At 70.2% G+C, this 24,022-nt stretch carries 29 protein-coding genes and 1 pseudogene; 18 read left to right on the top strand and 12 right to left on the bottom strand.

What is annotated here, in order from left to right; translation table 11 throughout:
* Positions 1 to 309 precede the first annotated feature (309 nt).
* Positions 310 to 873: an HNH endonuclease gene (locus tag G3M57_RS07735; RefSeq protein ID WP_132090956.1), complete on the bottom strand. Its 564-nt coding sequence runs from the start codon at positions 871 to 873 to the stop codon at positions 310 to 312.
* 271 nt (positions 874 to 1,144) lie between these two features.
* On the opposite strand from G3M57_RS07735, the gene G3M57_RS07730 reads away from it, so the two are divergent.
* A complete protein-coding gene (locus G3M57_RS07730) occupies positions 1,145 to 2,005 on the top strand; it encodes a TolB family protein (protein WP_163229795.1) in 861 nt (286 codons plus the stop codon).
* 3 nt (positions 2,006 to 2,008) lie between these two features.
* Here the strand turns inward: G3M57_RS07730 and greA are convergent, their stop codons facing one another.
* Positions 2,009 to 2,488: a transcription elongation factor GreA gene (gene greA, locus G3M57_RS07725; protein ID WP_163229793.1), complete on the bottom strand. Its 480-nt coding sequence runs from the start codon at positions 2,486 to 2,488 to the stop codon at positions 2,009 to 2,011.
* A gap of 543 nt (positions 2,489 to 3,031) precedes the next feature.
* Here greA and G3M57_RS07720 point away from each other — a divergent pair.
* Positions 3,032 to 3,655 carry a TetR/AcrR family transcriptional regulator gene (locus tag G3M57_RS07720; protein WP_056757082.1) on the top strand — a complete coding sequence of 208 codons (624 nt, stop codon included), beginning with the start codon at positions 3,032 to 3,034 and terminating at the stop codon, positions 3,653 to 3,655.
* A gap of 6 nt (positions 3,656 to 3,661) precedes the next feature.
* Positions 3,662 to 4,501: a tRNA glutamyl-Q(34) synthetase GluQRS gene (gluQRS, locus tag G3M57_RS07715; protein WP_163229791.1), complete on the top strand. Its 840-nt coding sequence runs from the start codon at positions 3,662 to 3,664 to the stop codon at positions 4,499 to 4,501.
* A 176-nt stretch (positions 4,502 to 4,677) separates the two neighbouring features.
* Here the strand turns inward: gluQRS and G3M57_RS07710 are convergent, their stop codons facing one another.
* From G3M57_RS07710 to G3M57_RS07700, 3 genes are read right to left on the bottom strand one after another with little or no spacing between them, the layout of a single operon-like run.
* A complete protein-coding gene (locus tag G3M57_RS07710) occupies positions 4,678 to 4,995 on the bottom strand; it encodes a winged helix-turn-helix domain-containing protein (RefSeq protein ID WP_056757087.1) in 318 nt (105 codons plus the stop codon).
* Positions 4,996 to 5,002: 7 nt separating this feature from the next.
* A complete protein-coding gene (locus G3M57_RS07705; protein ID WP_230983975.1) occupies positions 5,003 to 5,635 on the bottom strand; it encodes a hypothetical protein in 633 nt (210 codons plus the stop codon).
* Between the two features lie 35 nt (positions 5,636 to 5,670).
* Positions 5,671 to 6,888, bottom strand: coding sequence for an acyltransferase family protein (locus G3M57_RS07700; RefSeq protein ID WP_230983976.1), 1,218 nt, complete (start codon positions 6,886 to 6,888; stop codon positions 5,671 to 5,673).
* 172 nt (positions 6,889 to 7,060) lie between these two features.
* On the opposite strand from G3M57_RS07700, the gene G3M57_RS07695 reads away from it, so the two are divergent.
* Both G3M57_RS07695 and G3M57_RS07690 read left to right on the top strand, forming a co-directional pair.
* The gene (locus G3M57_RS07695) at positions 7,061 to 7,324 is read left to right on the top strand and encodes a hypothetical protein (protein ID WP_163229785.1); all 264 of its coding nucleotides are present in this window, start codon (positions 7,061 to 7,063) and stop codon (positions 7,322 to 7,324) included.
* 83 nt (positions 7,325 to 7,407) lie between these two features.
* The gene (locus G3M57_RS07690) at positions 7,408 to 8,841 is read left to right on the top strand and encodes an alpha/beta hydrolase (protein WP_163229783.1); all 1,434 of its coding nucleotides are present in this window, start codon (positions 7,408 to 7,410) and stop codon (positions 8,839 to 8,841) included.
* A 215-nt stretch (positions 8,842 to 9,056) separates the two neighbouring features.
* Here G3M57_RS07690 and G3M57_RS07685 read toward each other — a convergent pair whose 3' ends face one another.
* The 3 genes from G3M57_RS07685 to G3M57_RS07675 form a co-directional block, all read right to left on the bottom strand.
* A complete protein-coding gene (locus G3M57_RS07685; protein ID WP_163229782.1) occupies positions 9,057 to 9,806 on the bottom strand; it encodes a GNAT family N-acetyltransferase in 750 nt (249 codons plus the stop codon).
* Positions 9,807 to 9,902: 96 nt separating this feature from the next.
* Positions 9,903 to 10,106: a cold-shock protein gene (locus G3M57_RS07680; RefSeq protein WP_007668086.1), complete on the bottom strand. Its 204-nt coding sequence runs from the start codon at positions 10,104 to 10,106 to the stop codon at positions 9,903 to 9,905.
* Positions 10,107 to 10,295: 189 nt separating this feature from the next.
* A complete protein-coding gene (locus G3M57_RS07675; protein WP_163229780.1) occupies positions 10,296 to 10,925 on the bottom strand; it encodes a TlpA family protein disulfide reductase in 630 nt (209 codons plus the stop codon).
* Here G3M57_RS07675 and argH point away from each other — a divergent pair, their 5' ends adjacent.
* The 6 genes and pseudogenes from argH (at position 10,926) to G3M57_RS07650 (ending at position 14,757) form a co-directional block, all read left to right on the top strand.
* Positions 10,926 to 12,344, top strand: a complete 1,419-nt coding sequence (gene argH, locus G3M57_RS07670) for an argininosuccinate lyase (RefSeq protein WP_163229778.1) — start codon at positions 10,926 to 10,928, stop codon at positions 12,342 to 12,344.
* Positions 12,341 to 12,646: a hypothetical protein gene (locus G3M57_RS07665; RefSeq protein ID WP_162251643.1), complete on the top strand. Its 306-nt coding sequence runs from the start codon at positions 12,341 to 12,343 to the stop codon at positions 12,644 to 12,646. The genes argH and G3M57_RS07665 overlap by 4 nt, the downstream gene beginning before the upstream one ends.
* Before the next feature lie 27 nt (positions 12,647 to 12,673).
* A pseudogene (locus G3M57_RS27920) lies at positions 12,674 to 12,773 on the top strand (hypothetical protein); the annotation flags it as partial.
* Between the two features lie 22 nt (positions 12,774 to 12,795).
* Positions 12,796 to 14,061 (top strand): diaminopimelate decarboxylase, encoded by a 1,266-nt coding sequence (gene lysA / locus G3M57_RS07660; protein WP_056757112.1) that lies wholly within the window; start codon positions 12,796 to 12,798, stop codon positions 14,059 to 14,061.
* A gap of 61 nt (positions 14,062 to 14,122) precedes the next feature.
* Complete coding sequence (locus tag G3M57_RS07655) at positions 14,123 to 14,356, top strand: antitoxin (RefSeq protein WP_056757115.1); 234 nt, start codon at positions 14,123 to 14,125, stop codon at positions 14,354 to 14,356.
* Complete coding sequence (locus G3M57_RS07650; RefSeq protein WP_163229776.1) at positions 14,353 to 14,757, top strand: type II toxin-antitoxin system VapC family toxin; 405 nt, start codon at positions 14,353 to 14,355, stop codon at positions 14,755 to 14,757. The genes G3M57_RS07655 and G3M57_RS07650 overlap by 4 nt, the downstream gene beginning before the upstream one ends.
* Here G3M57_RS07650 and G3M57_RS07645 read toward each other — a convergent pair.
* Complete coding sequence (locus tag G3M57_RS07645) at positions 14,754 to 15,281, bottom strand: phosphoribosyltransferase (RefSeq protein WP_056757121.1); 528 nt, start codon at positions 15,279 to 15,281, stop codon at positions 14,754 to 14,756. The genes G3M57_RS07650 and G3M57_RS07645 overlap by 4 nt on opposite strands.
* 15 nt (positions 15,282 to 15,296) lie before the next feature.
* Positions 15,297 to 16,232: an MJ0042-type zinc finger domain-containing protein gene (locus tag G3M57_RS07640; RefSeq protein WP_163229774.1), complete on the bottom strand. Its 936-nt coding sequence runs from the start codon at positions 16,230 to 16,232 to the stop codon at positions 15,297 to 15,299.
* Positions 16,233 to 16,288: 56 nt separating this feature from the next.
* Here G3M57_RS07640 and ftsE point away from each other — a divergent pair, with 56 nt between their 5' ends.
* From ftsE to G3M57_RS07620, 4 genes are read left to right on the top strand one after another with little or no spacing between them, the layout of a single operon-like run.
* On the top strand, positions 16,289 to 17,080 hold the full coding sequence (gene ftsE / locus G3M57_RS07635) for a cell division ATP-binding protein FtsE (protein ID WP_230983977.1): 792 nt from the start codon (positions 16,289 to 16,291) through the stop codon (positions 17,078 to 17,080).
* Complete coding sequence (locus tag G3M57_RS07630) at positions 17,077 to 17,967, top strand: cell division protein FtsX (protein ID WP_056757128.1); 891 nt, start codon at positions 17,077 to 17,079, stop codon at positions 17,965 to 17,967. The genes ftsE and G3M57_RS07630 overlap by 4 nt, the downstream gene beginning before the upstream one ends.
* Positions 17,964 to 18,587, top strand: a complete 624-nt coding sequence (locus G3M57_RS07625) for a YdcF family protein (RefSeq protein WP_056757130.1) — start codon at positions 17,964 to 17,966, stop codon at positions 18,585 to 18,587. Before G3M57_RS07630 ends, G3M57_RS07625 begins: the two co-directional genes overlap by 4 nt.
* Positions 18,584 to 19,294, top strand: coding sequence for a lysophospholipid acyltransferase family protein (locus G3M57_RS07620; protein WP_056757134.1), 711 nt, complete (start codon positions 18,584 to 18,586; stop codon positions 19,292 to 19,294). The genes G3M57_RS07625 and G3M57_RS07620 overlap by 4 nt, the downstream gene beginning before the upstream one ends.
* A gap of 51 nt (positions 19,295 to 19,345) precedes the next feature.
* Here G3M57_RS07620 and G3M57_RS07615 read toward each other — a convergent pair whose 3' ends face one another.
* A complete protein-coding gene (locus G3M57_RS07615; RefSeq protein WP_163229772.1) occupies positions 19,346 to 19,945 on the bottom strand; it encodes an aspartyl/asparaginyl beta-hydroxylase domain-containing protein in 600 nt (199 codons plus the stop codon).
* A 53-nt stretch (positions 19,946 to 19,998) separates the two neighbouring features.
* Between G3M57_RS07615 and G3M57_RS07610 the strand changes: the two genes are divergently transcribed.
* Positions 19,999 to 21,180 (top strand): sulfotransferase family protein, encoded by a 1,182-nt coding sequence (locus tag G3M57_RS07610; protein ID WP_163229771.1) that lies wholly within the window; start codon positions 19,999 to 20,001, stop codon positions 21,178 to 21,180.
* Between the two features lie 176 nt (positions 21,181 to 21,356).
* Here G3M57_RS07610 and G3M57_RS07605 read toward each other — a convergent pair whose 3' ends face one another.
* Positions 21,357 to 21,902: a gamma-glutamylcyclotransferase gene (locus G3M57_RS07605; RefSeq protein WP_056757143.1), complete on the bottom strand. Its 546-nt coding sequence runs from the start codon at positions 21,900 to 21,902 to the stop codon at positions 21,357 to 21,359.
* Between the two features lie 29 nt (positions 21,903 to 21,931).
* Here G3M57_RS07605 and G3M57_RS07600 point away from each other — a divergent pair, with 29 nt between their 5' ends.
* Both G3M57_RS07600 and G3M57_RS07595 read left to right on the top strand, forming a co-directional pair.
* Positions 21,932 to 22,942, top strand: coding sequence for a DUF2125 domain-containing protein (locus G3M57_RS07600; RefSeq protein ID WP_056757146.1), 1,011 nt, complete (start codon positions 21,932 to 21,934; stop codon positions 22,940 to 22,942).
* A gap of 128 nt (positions 22,943 to 23,070) precedes the next feature.
* Entirely contained in the window at positions 23,071 to 23,871 is an 801-nt protein-coding gene (locus G3M57_RS07595) for a chorismate mutase (RefSeq protein WP_163229769.1), read from the top strand.
* Positions 23,872 to 24,022 lie beyond the last annotated feature (151 nt).

Genomic DNA, 24,022 nt, shown 5'->3' with positions numbered 1-24,022 from the left:
TCGTGCAGCGTCGGGCCGGCAGGCGCTGAAGGACTGGCAAACATCGAACCCTCCCGTCGAGAGCCCCCTATCCTGGGGTCTGCTCAGCGATGAGTCGAAGCAAGCGGAGCCGGAAGGCTTTGTTTCCTGGACATTTTTCGCGACTCGGCGGCGCGGCCTCCGGTGGATCGATATCCAGCTCCCCAGGGCCGAAAACCTCGTCCTTCGGCAAGCTCAGGATGAGGATTTTTACGGCCTGGCGCCGTGAATGGTCCTCATCCTGCCTGTCGAAGACGAGGACCATGCATGGGGTCGAGTATCGATTGGCCGCTACGCCTCCAGCTCGATGTCCCAGTACAGATAGTCCAGCCAGCTGGCGTGCAGGTGTCCCGGGGGGAAGCGGCGGCCGCGGTCCTGCAGTTCGTGCATGCTGGGGCGGCGCGCGGCGTGGAAGGGCTGCATGCCGGCCTCGCGCGGCGTGCGGCCGCCCTTGTGCAGGTTGCAAGGCGCGCAGGCGGTGACAATGTTCTCCCAGGTGGTTCGGCCGCCGCGCGAGCGGGGAATCACGTGATCGAAGGTCAGGTCGTCGGGCGAGCCGCAATACTGGCAGCTGAACGCGTCGCGCAGGAACAGGTTGAAGCGGGTGAAGGCCGGGGGACGATCCTGCGGCACGTACTGCTTCAGCGACACCACGCTGGGCAGCTTCATCTCGAACGAGGGCGAATGCACCACGTGGTCATAGGTCGAGACCACGTCGACCCGTTCCAGGAACACCGCCTTGATCACCTCCTGCCAGGGCCAGAGGGACAGCGGGTAGTAGCTCAGGGGCCGGTAGTCGGCGTTGAGCACGAGCGCCGGCATGCCGGACGGTGGGCGGGACAGCACCTGCATCAGGGCCTCCCCCCGGAGCCCGGAGGGCTCCAGTCAATTTGGGAGGAGCCCGGAGGGCTCCAGCGAACTTGGGAGCCGGATGGGCTCCTATGAAGCGGGTACGCGATCGGACTGAAGACGGGCCTCCTTCCTACGCATTCTCAGGAATCGCCATTCATTCCCGAACGCAGGGAAAGGATGAGCCAACTCGGCGACAGAACCAAGACATCCGTTGCATTTGGCGCGCGGTGGATCGCGGCTATGGTTGGCGACCGACATTCGGGAGCCTTTCGCCATGCCGTCCCCCGCCCTCGTCGCGATCGCCCTGGCCCAGGCCCTGGCGGCGGGCTCGCCAGGAGCCGGATCGCCCGCGCCGCTGCTGCCGGGCGTGATCGACTCGCCCGACACCGAGGTCCGTCCCGCTTTCAGCCCCGACGGCCGCTGCGTGCTGTGGGGCTCGATCGGCGCGCCGAAGACCGCCTGGCGCATCCTGCAGACCTGCCGCGCCGACGCAGGCTGGTCCAAGCCGGCGGCGGTGTCGTTCGACGGTCCCGACAACGACTTCGACCCGGCGTTCTCGCCGGACGGCCGCACGGTGTACTTCTTCTCAAACCGCCCGGGCGGCCAGGGCGGCGACGACCTCTACGCGGTGGATCGCGATCCGGCGACCGGGGCGTTCGGCGTCCCGCGCAATCTGGGCCCGCGCTTCAACACCCCCGGCGACGAGTGGGCGCCCGCCCCGACCGTCGACGGCAAGCTGATCTTCTCGTCCGACGGCCATGGCGGCCTGGGCCGGCAGGACCTGTTCGAGGGCGACCTGGCGGGCGACGCCCCGGTGCGCGGCCTGGGCCCGGGCGTCAACGGACCGCTGGACGACTTCGACGCCACTCTCCTGGCCGACGGCCGCACCCTGGTGTTCGCCTCGGGCGACCTGAAGGCCGAGACCCAGGTGGCCCTGCACAGCGCCCGGCGCAGCGACGACGGGCGCTTTGGCCCGCGCCACGTGCTGGCGGCGCCGGTCAACTGTTCGGAGGCGATCAACAACGGCCCCGCTATTGATCCGAAACGACCGGAGGCGCTGTACTATTCGGCCTATTGCCCGGCCCTGGGTCCGGGGCGGATGGACATCTTCGAGGTCCCCGCGCCGACGCCCTGAGGCTCAGCCGATCGCGACGACCTCGACCTCGCCGCCGGCCACGACGGCCGTGTCGCCCACGCCCTTGCCCAGCAGGGCCCGCGCCACGGGCGAGACATAGGACACCGAGCCCTGGGCCGGGTCGGCCTCGTCCTCGCCGACGATGCGGAAGGTCTGGCGGCGGCCGTCCTCGCGGTCGAAGGTGACGGTCCCGCCGAACTGCAGGCCCTCGACGACCGGATCGCGCTCGCGCAGCTGGGCGCTGGCCCGGCGGGCGGACCAGTAGCGCAGGTCGCGGGTGGCGCGGGCCATGGCCGTGCGGTCCTGGGCGACGTCGCCGCCGGCCTGGGCGGCGCTGTAGGCGGCGCGGGCCTGGGCCAGGGCCGCCTCGATCTGGGCCAGCCCCTCCGGCGTCACCAGGTTCGGATGCGGCGAGATCGGGCGGTCCAGCAGGTCGGCGGCAAAGGCCTCGCTGTCGCCTTCCTTGGTGAAGGCCACGCTCATGCGTACGTCTCGGCGCGCATCTCGACGATGGAGGGCGAAAAGGTCATGTCTGGAAAATCCGGCCCGGCGCGGGATGTTCCGCCTCGGGAGCATCCGACCTAGGCTCGCGGCCCCCCTGGATCAAGACCGGGATCAAGACATGCAAAAGCCGCCGGCGAAAAAGCGCGGGCGGCTTCGAACACTTCGGCAAAGGCGTTGGCGGCGATCATGTCCGCGGGACAGCGGGGGGATCCGCAAGTCCCGTCGGCCACGAAAGCTGCCGAGGCCTAGAAGCCCATGCCGATCAGGGCGCCCGCGACGCCGACGGCGGCGGCCAGGAAGAAGCCCACGGCCATGCGGTCGAGAACGGTTTCGAAGGCGAAGAAGGTATTGGTCATCACACACATCCTTGAGTTTGTTGCGGGCGCGGCGATTGGGAAGGCCGCCCCGGTCCGATCCGTTTCGATCTGGACGATGCTTAGATAACACCAATCTGAACGGCGTCAAGATAATCTTGACGCCGTTAGGATGGATTTTTGAACGGGAACGGTTACAGTGTCCGAGATGACACAGACCGCCGCCTCCGAAGCCCGCCCCTACCACCACGGCGACCTCAGCCGCGCCCTGGTCGAGGCGGCGCGCCGCATCCTCGAGACCGAGGGCCCGGCGGCGCTGTCGCTGCGGGCGGTGGCGCGGGAGGCGGGCGTCAGCCCGGCCGCGCCCTATCATCACTTCAAGGACAAGGGCGAACTGCTGGACGCCGTCGCCCACGAGGGCTGGGCGGCGCTGGACACGGCCCTGACCGAGGCGCGCTGCAAGGCGGTCGACAGCAAGGAGCGGATGACCGGCCTGGGCGTGGCCTATGTCCGCTTCGCCCGCGAGAACCCCGCCCTCTATCGGGTGATGTACGACTGCTCGCGCGACAAGGACGCCTTGCCCGAGCAGATGAAGGAAGAAGGCGCCTATTGCCAGGTGCGCAACACCATCGGCGAGCGCAGCGGCGGGACGGTCTCGCCGATCGACCTGGAGCTGGCGACCATCGCCGCCTGGTGCGCCGCCCACGGCCTGGCCGAGATGGCCAGCTTCAAGCAGTTCGACGCCCTGAAGGAGGCCCTGGGCGGCGAGGAGGCCTTCCTGCGCGCGGTGTTCGAACATCTGGGCATGTTCGCCAAGCTCGACCAGGCCTAGGTCCGCTTGCGCTTCGCCACCCGCTTCGCCCCCTCCCCGACCGGCCATCTGCATCGCGGCCACGCCTTCTCGGCCCTGACCGCCTTCGACGCCGCCCGGGCCGCCGGCGGCCGGTTCGTGCTGCGGATCGAGGACATCGACGCCACCCGCAGCCGGCCGGAGTTCGAGGCCGCGATCCTGGAGGACCTGGCCTGGCTGGGCCTGGCCTGGGAACAGCCCGTCCGCCGCCAGTCCGAGCACCTGGCCGACTATCACCAGGCCATCGACGCCTTGCGCGACAGGGGCCTGGTCTATCGCTGCTTCCGCACCCGCAAGGAGCTGGACATCGGCCGGGCGCCGCACGAGCCGGCCCGGCCTTTCGCCGGCGGTCCGTTGGCGCCCGCCGAGGAGGCCGAGCGACTGGCGCGGGGCGAGGCCTTCGCCTGGCGCCTGTCGCTGGACGCGGCCCGCCGCGCGCTGGGCGGCTTCGACCGCCTGGGCTTCGTCGAGGAGGGCGCCGGACCAGACGGCGAGACCGGCCAGGTCCGGGCCCGGCCCGAAACCGCCGGCGACATCGTCCTGGCCCGCAAGGACGTGGGGGTGGCCTATCACCTGGCGGTCGTGCTGGACGACGCCCTGCAGGGGGTCACCCACGTGATCCGAGGCCAGGACCTGTTCGAGGCCGCCCACATCCAGCGCCTGCTGCAGGCCCTGCTGGACCTGCCGACCCCGACCTACCGCCACCACCGCCTGCTGGTCGGTCCGGACGGCAAGCGCTACGCCAAGCGCGACCGGGCCCAGACGCTGCGCGAGCTGCGCGCGGCGGGCGTGACGCCGGCCCAGTTGCGGGCGGAGATGGGGCTTTAGGCGCTCTGGACAGTAAGCGTTTAGCGCCGGTGCGCCGCCCTCGTCCTTCGACAGGCTCAGGATGAGGGCCAATGGCAAGATGAGGGCTGCTGGCGAGGCGGTTCAGTAGAATTCCTCATCCTGAGCCTGTCGAAGGACGAGGAATTCGGCCCCAGAACCGTCAATGCCCAAAGGCCCTAGGCCCCGCCGCCCCGCGCCTGCTCGACCAGCTGACCCATGGCCTTCAGATAGGCGGCGAACGCCGCGCGGCCCAGGTCGGTCAGGCGCACGCGGGTCAGGGGCTTGCGGCCCACGAAGCTCTTGTCGATGGCCACGTAGCCGGCGTCCTCCAGCTTGCGCAGGTGGACCGACAGGTTGCCCTGGGTGACCTCCAGCAGGGCCTTCAGCTCGGTGAAGTCGGCGACCTCGGCGCTGGCCAGGTAGGCGACGATCCCCAGCCGCACGCGGCCGTGGATGACGTCGTCCAATCCGCTGATGTCGAACTTGCCGGTCACGCTCGCCTCAGGCCGCCGAGGCCCGCAGGGCCTGGCGCATCATCCCGAAGCCCGGGACGGCCATCAGCAGGAAGAGGCTGGCGGCGGCGATCAGCAGATAGAGGTCCGCGCGTTCGATCAGCATGCCCAGGGCCACCCCCGAGACCAGCCAGCCGGCGGCCACCAGCGCCGTCCACCAGCGCCTGCGCAGCATGAAGATCACGTACCAGACCGCGCCCTGCAGCACGAAGACCACGGCCGGGTGGAACAGCCAGTAGTGGAAGTCGTGGTGGCGCTCGGCGGCGCTGGCGAAGACCAGCACCAGGGCCAGGTTGGCGATCCCCGCGCCCGCGAAGGCGGAATTGACGGCTCGGCTGGTCACCCCGACCGCCGGCCGCTTGCGGTCGATGATGATCACGATCGTCATCAGCACCAGGAAGATCAAGGTCGGCGCCCAGGCCATGACGATGTTGGCGGTCGGCGACAGGCGGATGATCCCGGCCTCCTGGAGGTAGTAGCTCAGGCACTGGATCCCGTAGAGCACCCCGGCCGAGCCGTAGAGCGCGCCGCCCGCGACGCCCATCCCGCCGCCCGACCGGCCTTCGGCGATGGTCCGCAGGAACGCCAGGTCGTCCTGGACCGACTTGATCTCGTGGTTCACGGGCAAGGCCCCCTTCGTTGCGGCATCATGGCCGGTCATAGGATTCGTCCCAACAGCGGCATGCGGCGCAGCGCCATGGTCGTCAGCCAGCTGAGCGCCATCGCCCCGCCGAACACCGTAAGCCCCTTGGCCAGCCCGCCCCAGACCTGGGGCAGCAGCAGCCACGAGAGCCAGGCGGTGAAGACGTAGTGGGTCAGGTAAACGCCGTAGGCGTTGGCCTGCAGGCTGGCGCCGACCGGACCGGTCTTGCGGACGAAGCGCAGGAACACCGCCAGCACCGCGAACGACAGGCTGGCGCAGGCCAGGACGAAGGCCAGGCCGCCGGCCACGTCCAGCACCGGCTTGGGCGGCGGGTTGGGCGAGAAGGCGATGATGAACGTGGCGACCGCCGCGGCCACCGCCGGCAGCGGCAGGATCTGCCAAACCCACCAGCGGCGGGCCAGGGCCCCTTGCGGATCGGTCAGGCCCTGGCCGACGCCCGCCGCGCCGCACGCCAGGCCGGCCAGGAAATAGACCAGGTAGTGGCCGATGCGGCCGGTCTGGACCAGGAACGGCCCCGCCATCGTCCAGTGGCCGAACGGCAGCGCCATGTTCAGCGGGACATAGGCCAGGGCGCTGGCGGAGATCAGGACCAGGAAAGCGCGGCCGGGCCGCCGGGCGGCGCCCTGGGTCCAGCGGCCCAGCGCCGGGACCAGGGCCGGAAACAGGCGGTCCAGCGCCGCGGCGACCGCGGCGAAGGCCAACAGCACCCACAGGAACCAGGCCGGGCCGCTGGGCCAGAACGGCAGGTGGGTCCAGGCCTTGGCATAGGCGGCCAGGGACGGCGCGCCGCCCGACTGCAGCCAGGCGGGATAATAGGCCAGGGGCGCCAGCAGCCCGGCCCCGACCACGAACGGCGCGCCCAGCCGCAGCGCCCGTCCCCGCAGGAACCCGCCCGCGCCCTTGGCCCGGAGGCTGCCGGCGACGAACAGGCCCGAGACCAGGAACATCAGCGACATGAAGAACAGGTCGTTGACCAGGGTCAGCAGGCTGAAGCCTCCGAACCGCTGCGGGTCCACCACCGGAAAGGCGGTCCACAGGATCGGCGGGGCCGCGAAGGCCTTCGGGGCCGGCGCGTACGGGTGGTAGGTCAGCACCGCGTGGTGGGCGACGACCAGCAGGGTCAGGAAGGCGCGCACGGCGCCGACCGGCGCGTTGCGGGCCGAGACGTCCGCCGGGATGACGGTTTGAAGGGACTTCAGAGGCGCGTGCATGGCCGGGCTTCGTTGCGATGGCCGCACCATGGATCAACTTGTTTGTTTTGTAAACTTGTTGATAGTCCCGCGTCTTTTTCAGGCCGGCGCCGTTCCGGAGGCGCGTGGCGTTGCCTGGCCGCTCTCCGCCGCCTAAGGTCGGGCTCTGGAAGGCCGCTACGGGACAAGGGCGTTGGGGCGGATACTCAAGGAACCGGACGCCCCGTGGGTCGCCTTCCTCAAGGGCGTGGGCGGCGCGGCCGGCGTGATGGGCGCGCCCGTCCTGGTCCACCTCCTGGTCGCATCCCGCGGGGGAAGCCACGGCTTTTCGATCCAGTTCTGGGTCAACGGCGCGATCATCGGGGGCGTTTGTCTGCTGGCGGGGATTTGGTGCGCCATCCGGGCCGCCGTAAAGCGCCAGGCCTATGACCGGGTGTCCCGCCATCCTTTCCACTGAGGCGGCGGCGCCGCGCTCCTCGGCCGCCCTTGCCCCCTCCCCGCCGCCGTGCTCACTGCCAGCCTCAGCACCATGGGACTCACATGCGTAAGATGATCTGGGGCGCCGCCGTTTCCGGCGCCTTCGCCGCCCTCGCCCTGGCCGTCGGCGCCGCCCAGGCCGCCGAGCCGAAGTTCACGCCCGGCCCGTGCGCGGGCGACTATTCGGGCGTGGCCAACCAGATCCAGTGCGGAACGCTCACCGTCGACGAGACCCGGGGCGGGCCGAGCCCGCGCCGCGTCGCCCTGCCGGTGACCATCGTCAAGGCCAGCGCCCCCCGGCCCGGCGCGGTCCCGGTGATCTACCTGCACGGCGGCCCCGGCGGCGGGGTGGTCGAGACTCTCGGCCGCTCCCTGCGCGGCGTGCCCGGCCGCGAATTGATCGCCGTCGACCAGGACTGGATCTATTTCGACCAGCGCGGCGGCGGGGTGGCCTCGCCGACCCTCGACTGCGGCGGCGTGGCCCTGAACGACGCGGGTCCGCTGAGCGACGCGGCCGCCCAGCAGCTGATCGCCTGCGGCCGGCGCCTGAAGGCCTCCGGCGTCGACCTGTCGCGCTATAACGCCGAGGAGGTGGTCAAGGACATCCAGGACCTGCGCAAGACCCTGGGCCTCAAGCAGGTCGACCTGTTCGGCGTTTCCTACGGCACCCGCATCGCCCTGGACGTGGTCAGGCACGACCCGACCGGCGTGCGCGCCGTGGTGCTGGACTCGCCCTGGACGCCGGAGGCCAAGTGGGCGCAGGGCGGACCGGAGATGATTTCGGACGCGGTGAAGGTGATCTTCAAACGCTGCGCCGAGGACGCCGCCTGCAACGCCAAATATCCGCACCCCGGCGCCGACCTGGATGGCGTGGCGGCCAAGCTGCTGGCCGGGCCGGTGGTCCAGAACGGCCAGACCTACACCGCCGACCTGCTGGGTGGTTTCCTGATGGACGCCGCCTACAGCGGCCCCGACGCCCGCGCCCTGCCCGCCACCGCGGCCAGGTTCGCGGCCGGCGACCTGTCGGCCCTGGACGACACCCGGGCCGGGGCGGGCTATCGCGAGGCCCAGTTCTTCACCCACCTGTGCAAGGAGGAGCTGCCGTTCGAGAGCCGGGAGGCGACCCGCAAGGGCGCCCAGCGCGACCCGGTCAGCCGTCTGGCCGAGAAGTCGTTCGACCGCCTGTTCCAGGTCTGCCAGGCCTATCCGGTCGGCGCGCCGGATCCCGTCGAGGCCCAGCCGATCTCCAGCCCGATCCCCACCCTGTTCCTGGCCGCCGAGATCGACCCCGGCTGCCCGCCCGCCGTGGCCAAGGCCGCCGTCGGCCGCTTCCCCAAGGGCCAGCTGAGCATCGTCCCCAACACCACCCACGGCGTCTCGCGCGGCAGCGCCTGCGCCCGCAAGATGATCCGCGGCTTCCTGGCCGACCCGACCGCCCCGATCGACCAGAGCTGCCTGCATCCCGAGCACGACCGGTTCGAGTTCGACCTGAACTAGCAGGATCACTTGCCCCCTACGGACGCCGTTGGATGGTCCTCCCCCGTGGGGGAGGCGGTCGAAGGCCGGTGGGGGGAGTGTTGGGATCGACGATCCGGATTGTGGTCACCTGCCGATCACTCCCCCCACCGTCGGCTTCGCCGACACCTCCCCCACAGGGCAGGATCTGATTGGCGCGACTGAGCTATCCGGAAGGAACGCGCGTCCCCGCCCTCCTACTCCACCACCCAATACCGATAGCCATAGGCCGGCACGAACCCCAGGCCGCTGTAGAGCCCGATGGCCGGAGCGTTGTCAGCCTCGACCTGAAGGTAGGCGCGGCGAGCGCCCAGCGCCTGGGCCTCGCCCAGCAGGGCCGCCAGGATCCGGCGGGCCAGGCCCTTGCGACGGTGGCCCGGCAGGGTGCGCATGCCGAAGATCCCCGCCCACTCGCCGTCGACCGCCGTCGCCCCCAGGCACGCGACCTCGCCGTCGACCTCCAGCCGTGCGAAGCGGGCTGGCGCGGGGATGCGGGCCAGGGCGTCCAGGCGCTCGCGGGCGTCGGCGGCGTTGCCGGCGGCGCTGGCGGTCAGCACCGCCTCGAAGGCCGGATCCGGCGCGTCGGACAGGGTCACGGCCGCGTCCGTCGCGCCCGCGATCGCACCGGAGGCCTCGCCCACCATCACCACCGTGCCGTGGGTGGGCCGGTAGCCGCGGGCCCGCAGGTGCTCGGACAGGTTGGCCGGGACCACCGCCCCGTCCGACAGCTTGAAGCGGGCGGGCAGGCCGCGCCCTGCGTAGAAGGCCTCGGCCGCGGCGATGGCCTCGTCGATCGGCCGGTCGGGCTCGCCCAGGGGCCAACAGGCGTTGATCCGCAGCGACCAGCCGTCCGAGGCGTTCAGCCGCCAGCCGCCCAGCGCCCCGCTCTGGCGGGCCGGCCAGGCGCGGTCGGCGACGATTTCGAGAAGGCGGGGATCGACGGTCATGGGTCTTCCATAGCAGACGGCGCCCCATAGCGGACGGGCGCCGGCTCGTTGGAACCGACGCCCGCGAAGCTCGCGTATCAAACGAAGGCTGTAAGCCTAGAGCGGCTTCAGGTTGGCCGCCGCGATCTTGCCGCGCTCCTCGGCGGTGTCGAAGCTGACCTTCTGGCCTTCGTCCAGGCTGCGCAGGCCCGCGCGTTCGACGGCGCTGATGTGGACGAACACGTCCTTGCCGCCGTCATCGGGCTGGATGAAGCCGAAGCCCTTGGTACCGTTGAACCATTTCACTACGCCGGTCGCCATGGCGTGTCTCCTAGAGATGCCGAGCCAATGCCCGGACAAACGGGCGGGTAACAATCTCAGTCGTCCGGGTAGCGTTGGCAGCCCAAATCCAGGATTGCAGGCCAGAGTGGACACGCGATCGTTGAGGGGTCAATTCAAAAAACAGCGATATCCTTCGACATGCGCCGCGTTTCTTTTCAACCCGGGGCGTCAATGCTCGCGCAGGAGGGCCTCGACCAGGGCGCGGGCCTCGGGGCTGGACCAGTCGGCCTCGCCCGACATCCGTGCCCGCTCGCGACCCTGCTTGTCGTAGACGACCGTTGTCGGATAGCCGGCGGCGCGCGGCTCCAGGTCGAACGACATCTTGTAGTTCTTGTCGCGATAGACCTGCAGCGGCGGGTTGGCGGCCATCTCGGCCTGGACGAGGTTCAGGTCGACGTCCTTGTCGACGCTGATCGGCAGCACCTTCAGCGGCTGGGTCGCGTAAGACGCCTGCAGCTTGGCCAGCGTCGGCATCTCCTTCTTGCACGGCGCGCACCAGGTGGCCCACAGGTTCATGACCACCACCTGGCCCTTGAAATCGGCCAGGGTCAGTTCCTTGCCAGCCCCATCGGTGAACACCGTCAGCGGCGCGGCGCGCGGCTGGGCCGGCACGTCCAGCTTCTCTAAGGACGCTTTCTTGAATTCCTTGAGGTCGACCACGCCTGCGGGTTTGAACGAAGCCTGAGCGATGACGTATAGAACCGCCGCGACGCCGATCAGCAGAACGGCGCCGATCACCCACTTCAGCGGGCCGAGCTTGCGCGCGGCTTCTTCCCTGTCCGACTGGAATTCGCTCATATGACCGACAACGCCTCTGATAAGCCCGCCGCGAACGGCCAGGGCCAAGCCATGTGGGGCGGCAGGTTCTCGGCCAAGCCGGCGGAGCTGATGCAGGCGATCAATGTCAGCATCGGCTTCGACAAGCGCCTGTGGGCGCAGGACTTGGCGGGCTCCCGCGCCCATGCGCGGATGTTGATCAGCCAAGGCGTGATTGCAAGGGAGGACGGCGAGGAAATCCTCAAGGGGCTCGACGCGGTCGAGGGCGAGATCGTCGCCGGGGCCTTCCCGTTCCGCGACGAATACGAAGACATCCACATGAACATCGAAGCGCGGCTGCGCGAGCTGATCGGCCCGACGGCCGGCCGGCTGCACACCGCCCGCTCGCGCAACGACCAGGTGGCCGTCGACTTCCGCCTGTGGGTGCGCGAGGCCTGCGATCGTTCTGCAGCCCAGCTGGAAGCTTTGCAAAAGGCGCTGGTCGCCCAGGCCGAGGCCCACGCCGACGCCCTGATGCCGGGCTTCACCCACCTGCAGCCGGCCCAGCCGGTGACCTTCGGCCACCACCTGATGGCCTATGTCGAGATGTTCGGCCGCGACGCCGGCCGCTTCCGCGACGCTCGGGCCCGGATGAACGAGTGCCCGCTGGGCGCCGCGGCCCTGGCCGGCTCGCCGTTCCCGATCGACCGCCACCAGACCGCGGCCAGCCTGGGCTTCGATCGGCCGACCGCCAATTCGCTGGACAGCGTCTCGGCCCGCGACTTCGCCCTGGAGGCCCTGTCGGCCGCCTCGATCACCGCCACCCACCTGTCGCGCCTGGCCGAGGAGATCGTGCTGTGGACGACGCCGATGTTCGGCTTCATCAAGCTGACCGACGCCTTCACCACCGGCAGCTCGATCATGCCGCAGAAGAAGAACCCCGACGCCGCCGAGCTGATCCGCGCCAAGGTCGGCCGCATCCTGGGCTCGCTGACCACCCTGACCGTGGTCATGAAAGGCCTGCCGCTGGCCTATTCCAAGGACATGCAGGAGGACAAGGTCCCGACCTTCGAGGCCTTCGACGCGCTCGAACTGAGCCTGCTGGCCATGGCCGGCATGGTGTCGGACCTGACGCCGAACACCGAGAAGATGGCCGCCGCCGCCGGCGCGGGCTTCTCGACGGCCACGGACCTGGCCGACTGGCTGGTCCGCGAGCTGAACATGCCTTTCCGTGACGCCCACCACGTGACAGGCTCGGCCGTCAAGGCGGCGGAGACGCGGGGTCTCGACCTGGCGCAGCTGTCGCTGGCGGAGTTCCAGGCCATCGAGCCGCGGATCACCGACGCGGTCTACGCCGTGCTGACCCCGGCCGCCTCGGCGGCCAGCCGGATGAGTTATGGCGGGACCGCTCCCGCCCAGGTTCGCGCCCAGATCGCGCGTTGGAAGGAACTGCTCGGATGATCCGTCGCCCTCTCACCCTCGTCGTCCTGGCCGCCGTGGCCCTGTCGGCGGCCGCCTGCGGCAAGCAGGCCGAGCTGGAGCGTCCCGCGCCGCTGTGGAACGCTCAGAAGAAGGCCGCCTACGAGGCCGAACGGCGCAAGGGCTCGGCCACCGCCAACCAGCCCGCCCGCGCCAACGGCACGCAGGAGAACATCGACCCGGCCTCGAGCAACCGCACGACCCGGGCCGCGCCGCTGGCCGGCACGCACGACCCGTTCGGCGGCCCCTCCGGCGCCGGCTTCCCCAGCGCCCAGGGCAACTGACCACCGCATGCGTCCTTCGAGGCTCGCCTGAGGCTCGCACCTCAGGATGAGGAATTCAGTACAGCGTTCCTCATCCTGAGGCGCCCTCCGCAGGAGGGCCTCGAAGGACGCAAGGCGCATCGGCGAAAGCCGCCTAGAAAGCATTCAACGTGAACCATTTCGAATACGGCCCCGAGGGCCTGGCCTGCGAAGGCGTCCCGCTGGCGCGCATCGCGGCCGAGGTCGGCACGCCGGTCTATGTCTATTCCCGCGCCACCCTGGAGCGGCACTTCACGGTGTTCCGCGACGCCCTGGTCGGCGCCGGGATCGTCGATCCGCTGGTCGCCTATGCGGTGAAGGCCAATTCCAATGTCGCGGTGCTGAAGGTGCTGGGCGAACTGGGGGCCGGGGCCGACACGGTGTCGGAGGGCGAGGTGCGCCGCGCCCTGGCCGCCGGCATCCCCGGCGAGCGGATCGTATTTTCGGGCGTGGGCAAGAAGCGCGGCGAGATCGCCTTCGCGCTGCGGGCCGGCGTGGCCGAGATCAACGTCGAGTCCGAGCCCGAGCTGAACCTGATCGCCGAAGTCGCCGCCGAGTTGGGTGTCAAGGCCAAGGTGGCGTTCCGGGTCAATCCCGACGTCGCGGCCGGCGGCCACGCCAAGATCGCCACCGGCAAGTCCGAGAACAAGTTCGGAGTGTCGTTCGCCGAGGCCGCCCGCCTCTACGCCAACGCCAGCAACCACGCCCATCTTGAGCCGATCGGCGTGGCCTGCCACATCGGCAGCCAGATCACCGACCTGACGCCGATGCGGGCGGCCTTCGCCAAGATGCGGGGCCTGGTCGAGCAACTGCTGGGCGAAGGCCTGCACGTCGAGCGCCTGGACCTGGGCGGCGGTCTGGGCGTGCCCTATTTCGACATGCCCGAACCACCCTCGCCGGCCGAGTTCGCGGTCATGGTCGCCGAGGCGATCCAGGACCTGCCCGTCAAGCTGGCCTTCGAGCCCGGCCGGGTGATCGCCGCCAACGCCGGGGTGCTGGTCAGCGAGGTGATCCACGTCCACGAACGGCCGGAGGGCAAGCGCTTCCTGGTCATCGACGCGGCGATGAACGACCTGATCCGCCCAGCCATGTACGACGCCTTCCACGACATCCGCCCGGTGATCCCACGGGCCGGCGAGACGACCTACGACGTGGTCGGCCCGATCTGCGAGACCGGCGACACTTTCACCCGTGAGCGTCTGTTGCCGCCGCTGGCGGCGGGCGAACTGGTGGCCTTCATGTCGGCCGGGGCCTACGGCGCGGCCATGGCCAGCGAGTACAACACCCGCCCCCTGGTCCCCGAGGTGCTGGTCGACGGCGACCGGTTCGCGGTGATCCGCGCGCGGCCGTCATACGAGGAGATGCTGGCGCGGGACGTGACGCCGGACTGGGTTTAGGCAGGGTTTGGCGCTTGAGCCCATTTGGCCTATGCTAAGGCCTATGCCGGAGCATACGTCCATGGGCTATGAGAAGCACGTTAAGCTGTTCCGCAACGGCCGCAATCAGGCCGTGCGGATTCCGCGTGAGCTAGAGCTTCCTGGCGACGAAGCGATCCTGCGCAAGGACGGCGACCGGCTGATCCTCGAACCCGCCCCGCCGCGGTCCTTGCTGGCGGTCCTGGCTTCGTTGCAGCCGATCGATGACGACTTCGGCGCGATCGACGATCCTGAGCCGGAGCCCGTCGACCTTTGAGCCAGGGTTGGCTGCTCGACACCAATATCCTGTCGGACTTGGTTCGCAACCCGTCCGGCCGAGTGGCCGAGCAAATCCGCCGGTGCGGCGAGAGCCATGTCCGAACCAGCATTGTAGTGGCGGCAGAACTTCAGTTTGGTGCGGCCAAGAAGGGCTCTGAGCGCCTGACCCACCAGCTCGAGACCATTCTGGGAGCTATTGAAGTCCTGCCCTTCACAGCGCCAGCCGATCATCTCTACGGCGAACTTCGCACAAAGCTGGAGAAGGCCGGCAAGCCGATCGGCGGTAATGACATGCTGATCGCCGCCCACGCCCTGGCCAGCGACCACATTCTCGTCACCGACAATGAGCGCGAGTTCTCGCGTATCGAAGGCCTGACGATCGAGAACTGGCTGCGCTAGTCCATCGCCCCGATATAGGGCAGGCCGCGGCTCTTGCCCTCGTCGTCCAGGCCGTAGCCGACCAGGTAGCGGGCCGGGGCTTCCCAGGCCACGAAGTCGGGCTCGATGCGCGGCTTGTCCCAGGGCTTGCGAGCGAAGACGGCGGTCAGGACCTCGCTGGCGCCGGCGTCCTTGACCAGGCGGGCGGCCTCGCCCAGCGACAGGCCGGTGTCGAGCACGTCGTCCACCACCAGAGCGCGGCGGCCGATCAGCGGGCGCTGCAGGTCGGCGCGGACCTCGCAACGGCCCGAGCTCTTGCGCTCGTCATGATAGGAGGCCAGCCACAGGGCGTCGAAACGCACGTCGCGGCCGGCGCGCCACAGGGCGCGGGTCAGGTCGGCGGCGAACCACAGACCGCCGGTCAGCAGGCAGACGGCGACGGTGTCGTTGTCGATGCGCGGGGCGATGACCTGGGCCAGGGCTTCCACCCGCTCGGCGATTTCTTCCTGGGAAATCAGGACTTCGGGGGCGGCGCGATCGGTCATGTCAGGTTTTCTGGGTCAATGATGGTCGGCCGGGGCCGGTTCGACCGCTCCGGTCTCATGACCCGGGGGCTCATGTCCAGTGTCTTGCGTGTCTTCCATCGGCGGCGGCGCCCCCGCCGCCAGCTCGGCCGGCTGGTCCTGGACGCCCCGCAGCGAAGGGGCCTCCGGGTTGGCGACCTTCTCGACATGGCCGGCCGGACCGGCGTGCTTGGCCGCGCCCGGCTCCAGGGCGAAGCCGATCTCCAGGGTGTTGGCGGTGCGCGGCGGGTCCAGCAGGGTCACCGAGAAGTGCCGGGTCTGGCTGGGCGGGATCAGTGGATCGGCGGCGGCGGCCAGCTTTCCGGCCACCCGCTTCTCGTGCTTGTTCAGCAGGGCCACCCGCAGCGGCGGCGTGGTCACGGCGTGGTCGGTGATGTTGCGAATGACGCCGGTGACGGTGATGGCGGCGTGGCCGTCCTGCATCGAGGGCTCGGCCTTCAGGTCCTCGACCACCAGGCCGACCGTGTTGACGGGATGGTTTACGAACGCGTAGGCCCCCGCCGTGCTTGGCCACAGCTTGGCGACGCTCATGTTGTTGAACCACGCACCCCCCAGCAGCAGCAGCATGACGACGACCATCCCGCCCCAGACCAGACCCGTGGTCTTGGCCGCCTTCAGGCGGCGCTCGGCGTCGGCCCGGGCCCGGAACACCTTGGGCAGTTCCTCGCCCGGCAGCTGGTCGACGGGGGTCTCGAAATCATCGGCGGCATTGGCCGCGCCGTCCAGGGCGGTCAGGTTCGGCTCGCCCGCCAGGTCGGCGGCCGAGGGCTCTTCGAACAGGTCCAGGGCGTCTTCGTTGCGGGCCGTCCAGCGGGTCCCGCAGGCCGCGCAACGCACGACACGACCAGCCGCGCCGACCTTGGAGTCATCGACGAAATAGCGGCTGGCGCACTCGGGACAGGTCAGTATCATGGCCGCGAATCGGACGCTCCCCGCTCCTACACACGAGGTCGCCGATTTTGCCAGCCATGTCCACACGACCCAGCGACACACCCTTGCGCACTGCAGACGTCCAGGATGGCGACACCGTCCCCGTCGTGCGCTTCGAGGGGGTCTCGATGCGGTATGGACGGGGGCCGGAAACGCTCAGCGATCTCAGGTTCACCCTACACCCAGGGTCTTTCCATTTCCTCACCGGACCGTCGGGAGCGGGCAAGAGTTCGCTTCTGAAGCTGATCTACCTGGCCCACCGTGCGTCAAGGGGCCGCGTCGAGCTGTTCGGCCGCGACATCAGCCTGACCCGGCCGGAGGACCTGCCGTTCGTGCGCCGCCGGATCGGGGTGGTGTTCCAGGACTTTCGCCTGCTGGACCACCTGCCGGTGTTCGACAACGCCGCCCTGCCCCTGCGCATCGCCGGCCGCAAGCCGGCCAGCTACCGCGACGACGTGGCCGAGCTGCTGCAATGGGTGGGGCTGGGCGAGCGCATGCACGCCCTGCCGGCCACCCTCTCGGGCGGCGAGAAGCAGCGCCTGGCCATCGCCCGCGCCGTGGTCGACCGTCCCGACGTGCTGCTGGCCGACGAGCCGACCGGCAATGTCGATCCGGCCATGTCGCTGCGCCTGCTGCGGCTGTTCGTCGAGCTGAACCGCCTGGGCACCACGGTGCTGATCGCCACCCATGACGAGGATCTGGTCGCCCGCGCCAACCGCCCGACCCTGCACCTGGAGAACGGCCGCCTGGTCGATGTCGCCGACACGTCGCCGGAGCCCGACTATGACCGGGGCTATGACGACGAGGACGACGCGGAGGACGAGGCATGAGCGCCTTCTCCGTCGCCCGCTGGAAGCCGGGACAGCTGCTGCCGCCGCGCGACGCCCGCGACGGCTCGCTGGTGTTCGTGGTCGCGGTGCTGTGCTTCCTGGCCTGCCTGACGGCCCTGGCGGCCCTGGCCTCGACCCGCGCGGCCACCGGCTGGACCGCCCAGCTGACCGGCTCGGCCACGGTGGTGGTCCGCCCCCGCGCCAGCGAGAGCCCCGACAGCGCCGCCGCCCGCGCCGCCGAGACCCTGTCGGGCGTCAAGGGCGTGACCGAGGCCCGCGCCCTGTCCAAGGACAAGGCCGAGGCCCTGCTCGAGCCCTGGATCGGCCGCGAAGCGCTGATCGCCGACCTGCCCGTGCCGCGCCTGGTGACCCTGGACCTGGACCCCAAGGCGCCCGCCACGGCCGCGGTGCTGAACAAGGCCCTGAAGGACGCCAATGTCGACGCCGTGGTCGACGACCACAGCCGCTGGATCGCCGACATCGAGCGCGCGGCGCGCCTGGCCGGCTGGGCGGCCATCGGCGTGTTCGGCTTGATCGCCACGGCGGCGGGGGCCGTGATCGTGTTCGCCACCCGCGCCGCCCTGACCGCGCGTCATGACATCGTCGAGGTGCTGCACCTGTCGGGAGCCGAGGACGGCTTCATCGCCAACCTGTTCCAGAACCGCTTCGCCGGCATGGCCTTCTTCGCCGGCTTGCTGGGCGGGGCGGGCGCGGCCATGATCGGGGCGGCGGCGCGGCTCGTGGGGGGCGGCCAGGGCCTGACGCCGGTCCTGCCGCTGGCCTGGATCGACCTCCTGGCGCCCCTGCCCTGCCCGCTGGTGGCGGCGCTGGTGGCCGGGATCGCCGCGCGCGCGGCCTCCCTGCGCCTGTTGAGAGGCATGCCGTGAAAAGCTTCGCCGCACTGCTGATCCTGGTGATGATCTGGTTCGTGGGCCTGCTGGCCTTCACCAGCCGGGTCGACCAGTCGACCCCGGCCCAGGAACCGCCCGTGGCGGACGGGGTGGTGGTGCTGACCGGGGCCTCGAACGTGCGGCTGGAACAGGCGACCAAGCTGCTGGAGGCCGGCAAGGGCAAGCGCCTGCTGATCTCGGGCGTCAACCGCGAGGCCTCGCGCGACGACGTGCTGGGCGTGACCAAGGCGGTGCGGCCGATCTACGACTGCTGCGTCGACCTGGGCTACGCGGCCGCCGACACCATCGGCAACGCCAGCGAAAGCGCCGAATGGGCCAAGGCCAAGGACTATCACAGCCTGATCGTGGTCACGGCCGACTACCACATGCCGCGCTCGATGCTGGAACTGCACGCGGCCATGCCCGACGTGACCCTGCACCCCTACCCCGTCGTAACCGAGAGCCTGAACGCCCACCGCTGGTGGAAAGGCGGCACGAGCGCGCGGCGGATGATCGTGGAATACTGCAAGTACCTGGCGATCCTGGGCCGCGAGGCGTTCCTCAAGCTGGGTCCCCAGGACAAGGCCGATCCGAAACCGGCGAAGGAAGCCTCTTGATCTATCTGCGCTCGTTCCTGTTCCAGCTGTTCTTCTGGCTATGGTCGGTGGTCTGGGCGATCGGCATGATCGTCACCTACCCCCTGCCGCGCCGCGCCAACACCTGGTCGCTGTCGACCTGGTCCAAGGGCCTGATCTGGGCCCTGCGCTGGCTGGCCGACATCAAGGTCGAGGTGCGCGGCGAGCCGTACCGGCCCACCGGCCCGGCCCTGGTGGCGGCCAAGCACCAGTCGATGTTCGACGTCTTCAGCCAGTTCGCCCTGCTGCCCGACGCCTGCTTCGTGATGAAGAAGGAATTGCTGATGGTGCCGCTGTTCGGCTGGCACGGGCTGAAGGCCCGGATGATCGTCGTCGATCGGGACGGCCATTCGGCGGCGCTGAAGAAGCTGGTGCGCGACGCGGTCGACCGCATGAGGGAGACCCGCCAGGTCGTGATCTTCCCGGAAGGCACGCGCGGCGAGGTCGGCGTCCCCGGCGACTACAAGCCCGGCATCGCGGCGCTGTACCGCGAGATGAACCTGCCGGTCACGCCCCTGGCCCTGAACTGCGGCGTGCACTGGCCGCGCGGCTGGCTGCGCCCGCCGGGCACGATCGTCTTCGAATACCTGCCGCCGATCCCCGCCGGCCTCAAGCGCGGCGAATTCATGCGCGAGCTGCAGACCCGGATCGACACCGCCACCAAGGCCCTGGAGGACGAGGGGCTGTAGAGTCGGGGACATGCCCTTGCGGCATGTCCCCATCGACAGCTCGACGCCCGGTCAGGGGACACGCCGCAAGGGCATGTCCCCGGCGGAAGGCTCGAAAAACCCTCGCAGCCAGTCGTCCGCCATCAGGTCCAGCACCAGGTGCACGCGGTCGCCGGCTCCGCGATTGGCCACGGCGTGAGGGTCGCTGAGGCGCAGGTACCAGGCCTGGCCCGCCGCCATTTCGATCCGCGAGCCATTGAGCTGGAAATCGACATCGGGATTGGTGACCACCGGCACATGGATGCGGGCCGCGCCGGACTCGATGTCCAGGTCCAGGTCCGTATGCGCCTTAATCACCGAACCCGGCCCCAACCGCATCAGCCGCACGGCGCGCACCTCGCAGACGAAGGCGGCGATGACGTCCTGGAAGTAGGAACAGGCCGCCAGCATCGGCGTGTCGACAAAGGCCGTGGCGGTCGGGTCCGAATAGATCATCCGGATCGGGTGGGTCTCGCCCGCCGCGCAGCGCAGCGGGATCACGCTCCAGTCGCCCTCGTAGTTCTGCTGGACGTAGTGGGCGGTCCAGGGCGCGGCGGCCAGGGCGTCGAGGTCGCAGGCCAGCCGGGCCGGGTCGAAGCTCAGCGGCAGTTGCAATCTGTCCGGGAACGCCATCCAGTGACACTATCGGGCCGCGAGCGGCCTCACAAGTCCCGACGGGAGACCCAATGCCGGCCAGGCTGGAGACCACGACGTCGACTGCGGATCCTCTGACGACGCTGCGGGCCCTGGTCCTGCGCGACGTCGCCTTGCAGGACGCGCTGGGCGACATCAAGGACTTCACGGTCTTCGCCGAGCGCGCGGCCGAGGCGGCGCAGGCCCGAGGCCTCGATCTCGACGCCGAGACGGTGCGCGACCTGCTCTACGCCTCGCCCCGGCCGCCCGTCATCGACGGCTTGACGCCGACGCCCGGCTGGCTGCCGGCCGAGGTGAGCGAAGTCGGCGGTCGCCCCGCGATCACCTGGACGCGCTTTGGCCGGCGGCGGCTGGACGAGCCGTTCTACGATGACTCGCTGGTCCGCCGACGCTTCCTGCCGTTCAGCCGGCTGTTCGGCGTGCGCACCGCCCTGAGCGACCTGGCGGCCTGGTCCGCCGCCCTGGCCGCCCAGCAGCCGGCCGGCCTGATCTTCCACATGTCGCGCTGCGGCTCGACCCTGGCGGCCCAGATGCTGGCCGCTTCGCCCGCCAACGTCGTGGTATCCGAGGCCGCGCCGCTCAACGCCGTCACCCGGCGGGATGACCTGGACGGCGACGCCAAGGCCGCCCTGCTGCGGGCCATGGTGGCCGCCCTGGGCCAGGCGCGGAACGGCGAGACCCGGCTGTTCCTCAAGCTCGACTGCTGGCACAGCCGCGACCTGCCGCTGTTCCGGCGCGCCTTTCCCCATACGCCCTGGGTGTTCCTCTATCGCGAGCCCGTCGAGGTGATGGTCTCGCAGGCCCGGCGGCGCGGCGTGCAGATGGTCCCCAGCCTGGTTCCCCCGGCGACCTTCGGCGTCGACCTACCGGACGGCGTGCCCGACGAGGACTACTGCGCGCGGGTGCTGGCGGCGGTGTGCGAGGGCGCCGTGCGGCATTATCCGGTCGGCGGCGGCCGGCTGGTCAACTACTGCCAGCTGCCTGAGGCGCTGTTCACGCAGATCCTGCCGCACTTCGGGGTGACGCCCTCGGACGCCGAGCTCCAGGGCATGCGCGCCGCCGCCGTCCGTGACGCCAAGGCCCCCGAGCAGGCTTTTACGCCCGACGGACTGGACAAACGACAGGCGGCGACCCCGGCGCTGCGTTTAGTCTGCGAACGGCGGCTGGACGCGGTGTACCGGCGGCTGGAGGCGATGCGGGCGGCGGGAGATTGAGTCATCCCTTTTCACGCCGTCATCCCGGGCCTTGTGCCCGGGACCCCTGGTTCAGCTTCCACGTGAGACGCCAGCGGTTCGCCAGCGAACCGCCCCCACTGCACCAGCGGCGGACAGAGGGGTCCCGGGCACGAGGCCCGGGATGACGGCGTTCTGAAACGATCCGCTAAGAGAGCTCAGGCCCCTTCCCGGGCCTCCACCATCTTCAGCAGGGTCTCCATGGCGTGGTCGCGCACGCCGTCCTCGCGCAGATGCATGACCAGGTCGCGCAGGTAGTCGATGTTGCGGCCCGACAGGCCCTGGGCGCCGGCGATCAGCTCGGCCTGCTGCTCCAGGGTCAATGCCCCCGCCCACTGGCCGTGCTTCCTGTCGGAGAGGAACACCAGCGACCTAACCTTGCCGTTTCCATCGATCTTCAACTCGGACCAGGCCTCGAAATAGGTCTCGGTCGGTTGCTCGCGCTCGCGCAGATAGGCGTAGACCTCCGGCCACTGCGCCCCGGCCACCCGGTAGGCGACGCCGCGCACCGCGCCGCCGGGGGCCAGGCCCAGCACCAGGCCCGGCCGCTCGTAGGTGCCCCGATGGTGGACCGAATAGATGCAGAAGGCGCGGCGTCGGCCATGGAGCACCGCGGTTCTTCGCTCTATGAACGGGAACCCGGGCCGCCACATCAGCGATCCATATCCGAACACCCAGCGGTCTTCGCTGCCTGCAACGCTCATCTACTGTTCCCGACGGAGCCGCCCATTCCATGACCCATAACGCCGCCGCCCCGTCCCGCAAGCCCCGGCGTCGCGGTCTGCTGGCGCCTTTCGTGCTGCTGCTGATAGTTGCCCTGGGCTGGAGCGTCGCCTGGCTATGGTTGCGCGGCCAGGCCGAGCAGCGGATGGACGCCACGGCCCTGTCGCTGAAGTCGCGCGGCTACGACCTGTCGTGGGAGAGCCGGACCTTCACCGGCTATCCGTTCCGCATGGACGTGCGGCTGGTCAACGCCCGGGTCGCCGAGCCGTCGGGCTGGGCCGTGCGGGCGCCGGAACTGAACGGCGAGGCCAACGCCTACGACATCGGCCACTGGGTGATCGTCGCGCCCCGGGGCGTGGTCATGACCCGGCCAGTCAATGGCGACGTGCAGATCACCGGCCAGGCCCTGCGCGCCAGCTTCGCCGGCTTCAAGCAATACCCGCCGCGCATCTCGATCGAGGGCGCGAACCTGGTCTTCACGCCCGCGCCGGGCGCCGCCCCGTTCCCCCTGCTGTCGACGGCGGGCCTGCAGTTGCACGTGCGGCCCGGCCCCGACGACCAAGGCGCGATCTTCTTCGAGGCCAAGGGGGCCAAGGCCCGCTTCACCGGCCTGCTGGGCCGCATCGCCGCGGACCGCACCGCCGACCTGATCTGGGACTCCAAGATCAGCAAGATCAGCGCCCTGCACGGGGCCAGCTGGGCCGACGCGGTCGGCGACTGGTCCGACGCCGGCGGGACCCTGACCGTCCAGCAGGGCCGGCTGACCGCGGGCGAGGCGCTGCTGGACGCCAAGTCCGGGGCGCTGACCGTCGACGACGACGGCCGCCTGCGCGGCGCGCTGGACGTCACGGTGCGCGAGGTCGCCTCGCCCGACCAGGCGCTGAAAAGCCCGGAAGCCGCCGCCGCGGCGGTCGCCCAGGCTCTGGGCCGCGACCCGACCCTGTCGGCCACCCTGAAGTTCGACAACGGCCGCACCCGCCTGGGCCTGTTCGACACCGGGCCTGCGCCGCGGGTCTATTGAGGCCATCAGATCCGCCGGAATGGGCGGATTCAGCACAGGGCGCCACGCAACTTTATTCCCGTCATCGCGCCCTATTGCGCCTCCGGCGGCAAAGTCTATGGTCCGGCCTCCAATTTTGGGGATAAATCATGGGTAGCGACGCAGGCGACGCGACGCCTTCGCTGGACGAGGTCCGATGGCGTATCGACGCCATCGACGGTGAGCTTCTGGCCCTGCTGGACGAGCGGGCCGGCCTGGCGCGCGCCGTGGCGGCCGCCAAGCAGGCGGCCGGCGACACCGGCTTCGGCCTGCGCCCCGGCCGCGAGGCCCTGATCGTCCGCAAGCTGGTCGAAGCCCCCCGCAAGGCCGCCAGCGACGCTCTGGTCATCCGCGTCTGGCGCGAGTTGATGGCCGACAGCCTCGCCCGCCAGGGCCCCTATCACCTGACCGTCTGGGGCGGCTCCAACCCCGCCCGCGCCGTCGAACTGACCCGCCTGCGGTTCGGCGTCGCCCCGCCGATGACCGTGGCCGCCACCGACAAGGAGGCCCTGGCCGCCGCCAAGACCCCGTGGGGCGTGGGCGTCCTGGGCCTGGTCCCGGACAACGCCTGGTGGGGCCGGCTGCTGGCCGAGCCGCGGCTGAAGATCTTCGCCGCCCTGCCCTGCCTGGAGCGCTGGGGCCCGCAGGTCGCCTTCGCCGTCGCCGAGGTCGAGGTCGAGCCGACCGGCGGCGACCAGACCTTCTGGGTCACCGACAGCCCTAAGGCCGCCGCCGCCATCATCGAGGCCCTGTCCGCCGACGGCGTGGCCGCCGAGCTGGTCGCCGAGGCCGGCGGTCTGAAGCTGTTCGCGCTGCTGGGTTTCTACCAGGCCGGCGACGCGCGCCTGACCCGCGCGCCGGGCTCCCTTACCGGCGTCATCGGGGCTGCGCCGACCCAGTTCGACGTGTAGCGCCTGCGACGTCCTCGTCCTTCGACAAACTCAGGATGAGGACGACAGATGGGCCGGTCGGAATAGAAATCCTCATCCTGAGCCCGTCGAAGGACGAGGATTTCGGGCCAAGGGTTAGACGTTACGGTCCGGCGCCGTGTAAGAAGACCGC

This window comes from Caulobacter rhizosphaerae (assembly GCF_010977555.1).
GTDB lineage: Bacteria > Pseudomonadota > Alphaproteobacteria > Caulobacterales > Caulobacteraceae > Caulobacter > Caulobacter rhizosphaerae.
Note: the sequence above shows the minus strand (reverse complement) of the source record. Positions and strands in the feature narration are given on the sequence as shown.

Coding starts and splice junctions, on each gene's coding strand:
- ftsE (WP_230983977.1), top strand. CDS start 16,289: ATGTCCACACGACCCAGCGACACACCCTTGCGCACTGCAGACGTCCAG.
- G3M57_RS07640 (WP_163229774.1), bottom strand. CDS start 16,232: ATGATACTGACCTGTCCCGAGTGCGCCAGCCGCTATTTCGTCGATGAC.
- G3M57_RS07645 (WP_056757121.1), bottom strand. CDS start 15,281: ATGACCGATCGCGCCGCCCCCGAAGTCCTGATTTCCCAGGAAGAAATC.
- G3M57_RS07655 (WP_056757115.1), top strand. CDS start 14,123: ATGGGCTATGAGAAGCACGTTAAGCTGTTCCGCAACGGCCGCAATCAG.
- G3M57_RS07630 (WP_056757128.1), top strand. CDS start 17,077: ATGAGCGCCTTCTCCGTCGCCCGCTGGAAGCCGGGACAGCTGCTGCCG.
- G3M57_RS07720 (WP_056757082.1), top strand. CDS start 3,032: ATGACACAGACCGCCGCCTCCGAAGCCCGCCCCTACCACCACGGCGAC.
- G3M57_RS07700 (WP_230983976.1), bottom strand. CDS start 6,888: ATGCACGCGCCTCTGAAGTCCCTTCAAACCGTCATCCCGGCGGACGTC.
- G3M57_RS07595 (WP_163229769.1), top strand. CDS start 23,071: ATGGGTAGCGACGCAGGCGACGCGACGCCTTCGCTGGACGAGGTCCGA.
- G3M57_RS07610 (WP_163229771.1), top strand. CDS start 19,999: ATGCCGGCCAGGCTGGAGACCACGACGTCGACTGCGGATCCTCTGACG.
- G3M57_RS07680 (WP_007668086.1), bottom strand. CDS start 10,106: ATGGCGACCGGCGTAGTGAAATGGTTCAACGGTACCAAGGGCTTCGGC.
- G3M57_RS07600 (WP_056757146.1), top strand. CDS start 21,932: ATGACCCATAACGCCGCCGCCCCGTCCCGCAAGCCCCGGCGTCGCGGT.
- G3M57_RS07665 (WP_162251643.1), top strand. CDS start 12,341: ATGATCCGTCGCCCTCTCACCCTCGTCGTCCTGGCCGCCGTGGCCCTG.
- G3M57_RS07615 (WP_163229772.1), bottom strand. CDS start 19,945: ATGGCGTTCCCGGACAGATTGCAACTGCCGCTGAGCTTCGACCCGGCC.
- G3M57_RS07690 (WP_163229783.1), top strand. CDS start 7,408: ATGCGTAAGATGATCTGGGGCGCCGCCGTTTCCGGCGCCTTCGCCGCC.
- G3M57_RS07730 (WP_163229795.1), top strand. CDS start 1,145: ATGCCGTCCCCCGCCCTCGTCGCGATCGCCCTGGCCCAGGCCCTGGCG.
- G3M57_RS07605 (WP_056757143.1), bottom strand. CDS start 21,902: ATGAGCGTTGCAGGCAGCGAAGACCGCTGGGTGTTCGGATATGGATCG.
- G3M57_RS07685 (WP_163229782.1), bottom strand. CDS start 9,806: ATGACCGTCGATCCCCGCCTTCTCGAAATCGTCGCCGACCGCGCCTGG.
- argH (WP_163229778.1), top strand. CDS start 10,926: ATGACCGACAACGCCTCTGATAAGCCCGCCGCGAACGGCCAGGGCCAA.
- G3M57_RS07675 (WP_163229780.1), bottom strand. CDS start 10,925: ATGAGCGAATTCCAGTCGGACAGGGAAGAAGCCGCGCGCAAGCTCGGC.
- greA (WP_163229793.1), bottom strand. CDS start 2,488: ATGAGCGTGGCCTTCACCAAGGAAGGCGACAGCGAGGCCTTTGCCGCC.